General features: G+C 73.7%; 6 protein-coding genes, 3 pseudogenes and 1 riboswitch. All 9 genes and pseudogenes read right to left on the bottom strand.

The features are described 5' to 3' along the window. Positions 1-590: pseudogene (locus AC2W7G_RS08335) on the bottom strand (hypothetical protein); the annotation flags it as partial. Beyond that, positions 572-781 (bottom strand): hypothetical protein, encoded by a 210-nt coding sequence (locus AC2W7G_RS08330; protein ID WP_485868019.1) that lies wholly within the window; start codon positions 779-781, stop codon positions 572-574. The pseudogene AC2W7G_RS08335 and the gene AC2W7G_RS08330, both read right to left, overlap by 19 nt. Continuing rightward, complete coding sequence (locus AC2W7G_RS08325; RefSeq protein WP_485868018.1) at positions 778-1209, bottom strand: cupredoxin domain-containing protein; 432 nt, start codon at positions 1207-1209, stop codon at positions 778-780. The genes AC2W7G_RS08330 and AC2W7G_RS08325 overlap by 4 nt, the downstream gene beginning before the upstream one ends. Beyond that, positions 1206-1370: a hypothetical protein gene (locus AC2W7G_RS08320; RefSeq protein ID WP_485868017.1), complete on the bottom strand. Its 165-nt coding sequence runs from the start codon at positions 1368-1370 to the stop codon at positions 1206-1208. Before AC2W7G_RS08320 ends, AC2W7G_RS08325 begins: the two co-directional genes overlap by 4 nt. Next, on the bottom strand, positions 1367-1951 hold the full coding sequence (locus tag AC2W7G_RS08315) for a hypothetical protein (protein ID WP_485868016.1): 585 nt from the start codon (positions 1949-1951) through the stop codon (positions 1367-1369). Before AC2W7G_RS08315 ends, AC2W7G_RS08320 begins: the two co-directional genes overlap by 4 nt. Then, positions 1900-2652, bottom strand: coding sequence for a hypothetical protein (locus AC2W7G_RS08310; RefSeq protein WP_485868015.1), 753 nt, complete (start codon positions 2650-2652; stop codon positions 1900-1902). Before AC2W7G_RS08310 ends, AC2W7G_RS08315 begins: the two co-directional genes overlap by 52 nt. Positions 2653-3300: 648 nt before the next feature. After that, a pseudogene (locus tag AC2W7G_RS08305) lies at positions 3301-3500 on the bottom strand (cold-shock protein). A gap of 135 nt (positions 3501-3635) precedes the next feature. Then, entirely contained in the window at positions 3636-3914 is a 279-nt protein-coding gene (locus AC2W7G_RS08300; protein ID WP_485868014.1) for a MoaD/ThiS family protein, read from the bottom strand. Between the two features lie 22 nt (positions 3915-3936). Continuing rightward, positions 3937-5203: pseudogene (gene thrC, locus AC2W7G_RS08295) on the bottom strand (threonine synthase). A gap of 10 nt (positions 5204-5213) precedes the next feature. Further along, a riboswitch (SAM riboswitch) is annotated at positions 5214-5326 on the bottom strand. Positions 5327-5539 lie beyond the last annotated feature (213 nt).

Genomic DNA, 5539 nt, shown 5'->3' with positions numbered 1-5539 from the left:
CGAGCGGGCCTGCCAGCCGGGCGTGGCCGAGAAGCTGTCGAAGGCGGTCGAGCCGAGCAGGACGCCAGCACGGCGACGAGGCCCGGCGCCACCGGCACCTGGGCCAGCGTCCGCAGCGGGTCGTGCAGGGCGAACCGCCCGTCGCGCACGAACGGCGACAGGCGGGCGACCAGCGCGCTGTAGACGTCGAACGGGTCCGCCCGGTCGTACCAACGCGGCCCCAGCACGAGACCGCCCACGACCGTGACCACGACGTACCCGGCCACCCAGGTGCGGACGTCCGCCGCCTCCCCCGCGCCGGGCCACACGAGCTCCAGCAGGACGAAGGCGAGCAGGCCCAGCGCGGCCGGCCAGTAGCCCAGCCAGGCCGGGTAGGCCAGGAGCCCGTCGGGACGGCCGGTGACCCGGCCGACCAGCGCCTGCAGGGTGCGCCACGGCGAGAGGTCGCGCCACACGTGGCCGAACGCCAGCGCGAGGGGCACGAGCCCGACCCACACCAGGACGTAGAGCGTCCCGACGCCGGGGTTGTCCTGCTCCGGCCCGGCGTACAGCGCGACGAGCCACCACAGCGTCAGGACCGCGCCGAGCACCGCCAGCCACGGACGCCGGCGCGGGGCGGCTCGGGCGCGGGGCCGTTCGTGTAGCGCGGCCGGCGCCAGGCGAGCACGGCGACGGCGAAGGTGGCGGTGAGGGCCCAGGTGCCGCCCATGACCGCGTAGAGGAGCGGGATGGGCAGGTCGGTCGGACCGCCGATGCCGTGGGCCGCCAGCGGGCCGATCACCGGACGACGAGCTGCACGATCGTCGCGTCGAGGTGGTGCGACTCGACCGCGACCTGGCCCGGACGCTCGACCGCGAAGGTCAGCACGCCCTCCTGGCCGGGCTCGACGTCGAGGGAGTGCTCCGGGTCGCTGTGCACGTGGATCTCGTCGGCCTCGTCGCTCTGCACCCGGAGCGTGACCGGCTCGCCGACGCCCATCTCGACCCGCTCGCCCTGCGGCGTCACCGAGCCGTCGGCGATGGCCACCTCGACGACGACGCCCTCGTCCTGCTCGGTGGGCTGCGCGCCGGGCGACTCGCCGGTGGCCGGCGTCGCCTCGGTGGTGGCCGTCGCCGAGGCGCGCCCGGTCGGCTCGTCGTCCTGGCCGGCGCAGGCGGTCAGCGTCAGGGCCAGCAGGCCGGCGGCCAGGGCGGTCGTGGTCGTCCTCATGGTTCCTCCGTCAGGTCGTCGGTCTGGTTCTGCTGCGCGGCCTCCTCGCGCCGGTCCTTGCGGACGATCCACAGCACGGTCCCGGCCAGCACGACGGCCGGGAGCACCGCCGGCACGGCGACCAGGGCCGCGTGGTGGGCCAGGAGCACGTCGGGGGTCACGAGCAGCGAGTCTCCGGCCTCAGCGCGACGCGCTCGTCGGCGCGGGCGGCCGAGCCCTCGACGCGCGACGCGACCCGGGCGACCGACCAGCAGATGCCGGCCACCATCGCCAGGCTGCAGACCAGCACGACGGCGTTGGCCGCGGCCCACGTCCAGGCCGGGTGGTCGCTCGTGCGCTCGCGCTGGAGCAGGTCGATCTCCGGGCCCAGGGCCCGCGTGGTGGCCGCCTCGACGGGGATCTCCTCGGCGTCGATCGCCGCGTCGGCCGGCATGAAGATCGGGGCGGCCGTCAGCATCCGGCCGTCCTGGACGCGCAGCAGCGTCTTCCAGGTGCCGCCGACGGGGACCGGCGTGGTGGACTCCCACGTGTCGTCGCCGACCCGCTCGAGGACGTCGGTCACGACGCCCTCGCCGCCGCCCTGCCAGGCGGTGACCTGGATCCACGTCGGGTCGTCGTCGACCAGACCGTCGGGCAGCTCGGCCCGCACGAGCACGGCCGGCTCCGACGCGGTGCCGGCGTCGGTGGTCGTCAGCGTGACCTCGGCGTCGTCGGGCACGGTGGCCCACAGGCCGTTGGCCACGCCGAGCGAGACGACGGCCAGGAAGCCGGCGACGATCGTGCCGCTGACCGCGCGGCGGGCAGCCGGCCCTGCAGGCCGAGCGCGAACAGCGCGCCGCACAGGCCGGCACCGACGGCGGTCGGCACCGCCATGGCCAGGCCCTCGGTCCACATGCCGCGGGTCCAGTCGAAGGCGAACACCCGGTTCGTCCAGGCCAGCTCGACGGCCAGGCCGACGGTGCCGATGCCCAGCCCCGCGACCGCCCCGAGCACGAGCGGCCGGCGGGCCAGTGCGGTCAGGGCCAGCAGCTCGACCACGAGCGCCATGCCCAGGTACAGCGGGAAGACGTGGTGGGCCTGGCCGGTCAGCTCGCCCACGACCAGGGTGACGACGCCGCGCATCGCCAGGAAGAACAGGGTGGCCACGACCGCAGCGCTTGGGCCGACGTAGACCCGCGCGGCGACCAGGCTGATGCCGGCGGCGATGACGACGAGGAACGGGGCGAACACCAGGCGGAACTGGGCGACGCCGAAGTCGAACTCGCCCTGGAAGACCGACAGGCCGATGAGCAGCGCGCCGAACGCGACCGAGAGCAGCAGGTAGCGGACGGCCGGCGGCATCGGCTCGCTCTGGCCGGACAGCTCGCCCTCGCGCACGAGCAGCACGATGCCGGCGGTGGCCAGCCCGGCGCCGCCGATGAGCATGAGGTGGGTGGGCCCCACAGCGTCACGTCCTGGCCGAACAGCCGGTGCCACACGTCGTCGAGCGGGAAGCCGACGAGCGCGTACAGGCCGCAGCCGGCGATGTAGAGGCCGGAGACGGGGGCGAACCAGTGCCGGGTGACGCGCACCGCGGCCGGGCCGGGGCGCTCGCCCCGGCGGCTGTAGACCACCGCGACCATGCCGGCCAGGAAGATGGCGAACAGCCCGTAGAGGATCAGGTAGTGCGCGGGGTTGGCCAGCGGGCCCTCGTCGCGGCCGCGCCCGGCGTGCAGGGCGACGTCCCACATGTAGCCCAGCAGGGCGACGACGAGGGAGACGCCGGTGATGGCGACCGGCAGGGCGACCCAGCCGGGCTGGCGCATGCGCGCGCCGAGCCGGTCACCGACCCGCTCGAGCCAGTCGCTGCGGTGGGTGCGGTGCTGCCAGGCCAGGACCCCGAGCACCGCGGTGATGACGGCGGCGGCGACACTGAGGCCGACCACCTGGTCGAGCGCGGCGCCGCCGGTGGGGGCCGTCGACGCGGCAACGATGTCGTACGTCATGGACCGAGTCTGACATCGGCGATGTCACATCGCAAGTGTCACGTTGCGTCCCGGGCCTGGACGTGCGAGGAGGGTCCGACTCGCGTCGGACCCTCCTGCGAAGACGTCAGCCGGGCTTGACCTCGTGGGCCTCGCGCCCCTTGGGGCCGTCCACGACCTCGAAGCTGACGGCCTGGCCGTCCTCGAGGGTCTTGTAGCCGTCGACGTGATCTTGGACCAGTGGACGAACACGTCGTCCTCGCCCTCGACGGCGATGAAGCCGTATCCCTTGTCGGCGTTGAACCACTTGACGGTGCCCTGCACCATGCGCACTCCTGCGTGTCGTCGGGCTCCCCTGCCCGGGCGCCCTGATCACCGCTGAGCGTACACGCCGCCCACCAGTGCCGGTGAGCCCCGCAAGGCCCCGTGAGACGGGACGGCGGTCGGCCCGTGAGGACCGTCTCAGCAGCCTCCGGCGACGGCCGGGATGATCGAGACCTGCGTGCCGTCGGGGGTCGTCGTGGCCAGTCCGTCGGCGAAGCGGACGTCCTCCTCGGCGACGTAGATGTTGACGAAGCGACGCAGCGAGCCGTCCTCGTCGACGATGCGCGCCTTGATGCCGGGGTAGGACGACTCCAGCGACTCCACGACGTCGGCGAGGGTGGCGCCCTCGGCGCTCACCGTCGACTCGTCGCCGGTGTAGGTGCGCAGGATGGTGGGGATGCGGACGCTCACGCTCATGCTGGGGAGTTCTCCTCGGTTCTCAGGCGATGCCGGTGGCGACGAAGGCGTCGTACGTCGGCGGGATGGTCACGGTCGGGCCGACGCGGTCGGCGATGGCGTCGAGCGTCTTGAGCCCGTCGCCGGTGTTGAGCACGACGGTCTCGGCGTCGGGGTCGAGCTGGCCGGTCGCGAGCAGCTTGCGCAGGGTCGCGACGGTCACGCCGCCGGCGGTCTCGGCGAAGATCCCCTCGGTGCGGGCCAGCAGCGCGATGCCGTCGCGGATCTCGTCCTCGCTGACGTCCTCGACGCTGCCGCCGGTGCGGCGCGTGACGTCCAGGACGTACGGGCCGTCGGCCGGGTTGCCGATCGCCAGCGACTTGGCGATGGTGTCGGGCTTGACCGGGCGGACGACGTCGTGCCCGGACTTGTAGGCCGCCGCGACCGGCGAGCAGCCCGTGGCCTGGGCGCCGAAGACCTTGTACGGGGTCGGCTCGACCAGGCCCAGCTCGCCGAGCTCGCCGAACGCCTTGTCGACCTTGGTCAGCTGCGAGCCGGACGCGACGGGGATGACGACCTGCTCGGGCAGGCGCCAGCCCAGCTGCTCGGCGATCTCGTAGCCCAGCGTCTTGGAGCCCTCGGCGTAGTAGGGACGCACGTTGACGTTGACGAACGCCCAGTCCGGCTCCTCGCCGGCGATCTCGCTGGCCAGCTTGTTGACGTCGTCGTAGTTGCCGTCGACCGCCACGAGCGCGCCCCCGTAGACCGCGCTGGTGAGCACCTTGGCCTGCTCGAGGTTCGACGGGATGAACACGACGCCGCGGATGCCGGCGCGCGCGAGGCAGCGGCGACGGCGTTGGCCAGGTTGCCCGTCGACGGCAGGCCAGGACGGTGAAGCCGAGCTCGCGCGCCGCGGCCAGCGCCACGGCCACGACCCGGTCCTTGAACGAGTGGGTGGGGTTGCCCGAGTCGTCCTTGACCCACACCGAGCGCATGCCCAGCTCGCGAGCCAGGTTGTCGGCCTTGACCAGGCGGGTGAAGCCGGGGTCGGTGTTGGGGAAGGACGCCACGTCGTCGGGCACCGGCAGGAGCGAGCGGTAGCGCCAGATGCTGCGCGGACCGGCCTCGATCTGCTCGCGGGTGACCCGGCCGAAGTCGTAGCCGACCTCCAGCGGGCCGAAGCACTCGGTGCAGGCGTAGTGCGGGCCGAGCTCGGTGCGGTGGCCGCACTCGCGACACGCGAGGTGGGTCGCCGGGCCGAAGGCTCCGGTGCGGGGGGTGGGCTTGGTGGCGGACGCGCCGATGGTCACGACAGGACTCCCGTCATCTGCCCCCGACGGCCGTCGCCGGGGCCGGAGGTAGCACCTGGCTCGTGGTCGAGCTGGTTGCTGGAGCTTCAGCGGGCCGGGTCCCTCTGCTCCTCTGGATGAGTGGGCACGAGCCTAGGGCAGGCGTCTCACGATGTGTAACAGGCGTCCGCATCGTGGACGAGCGTCTCGCGAGCCGGCCCGTCGACGGGGCCCAGGAGCGGAGTCGGCGCCGACGACGCCCGGCGCGGCGCTCGGGGGAGCGGTCAGGCGTCGAGGTCGTCGGCGAGCTCGGTGAGCCACGGCCGCGACGGGCGTCCGGGGCCCTCCAGGACGGAC

This window comes from Aeromicrobium sp. PFPM2_SD2, assembly GCF_057364525.1.
This window is presented reverse-complemented; position numbering and strand designations above follow the sequence as displayed.